Annotated in this window: 1 protein-coding gene; it reads left to right on the top strand. The window is 36.9% G+C overall.

Annotated features, from left to right (window positions below):
- On the top strand, positions 1-661 hold a 661-nt coding region (pilM, locus tag U9Q18_07255; GenBank protein ID MEA3314155.1), incomplete at both ends, for a pilus assembly protein PilM.

Here is a 661-nt window from a genome sequence, read left to right as displayed (position 1 = left end):
GACTACAAGATTTTAAACAGAGTTATTCCAGAAGACGAATCTCCAGAAAAATTAAATGTAGTAGTTGTAGCTGCACCATTAGATGCAGTTCAATCGATTGTCGATGTAATGAAAGAGGCTGGTCTTGACCCTATTGCCATTGAAGTAGAGCCATTTTCGAAATTGAGACTACTTCAGTTTATACCTGATTTTGATTTTAAATCCGAGATTCTTTTTATTATGTTAAATATTGGGCATACTTATACTTCTGTGAGCATGATTGACAAGGGGAGGGTGAATTTTTTTAGAACTCTTCCTATCGGTGGGAAAAAGTTCACTGATGCGATAGTTCAATCTCTTGGCAAAAACTTTAAAGAAGCCCAGAAAATCAAGGAAACAAAACTGGATCTTAATAACAGAAAAGATCCGGCAACTAAGGCTATATTACCTCTTCTGGATAATTTGCTGCTCGAGGTTAGAAGGTCGATAAATTACTATTTTAAGAAATTCAATGACGGAAAATCGATGGATACGGTGATTCTTGTGGAAGGCGGCAGTGCAAACTTGAAAGGGATAAACGAGTACATTGAAGAGAGTACTTCTTTCCCAGCTAGTACGGATCGATTGCTTGCTGATATAGCAGAAGTGAGTCCTGAATTATTTACAAAGGAGTATTTACTTG

It is taken from the genome of Caldisericota bacterium (genome assembly GCA_034717215.1).
Classification (GTDB): Bacteria; Caldisericota; Caldisericia; order Caldisericales; family Caldisericaceae; genus UBA646.
This window is presented reverse-complemented; position numbering and strand designations above follow the sequence as displayed.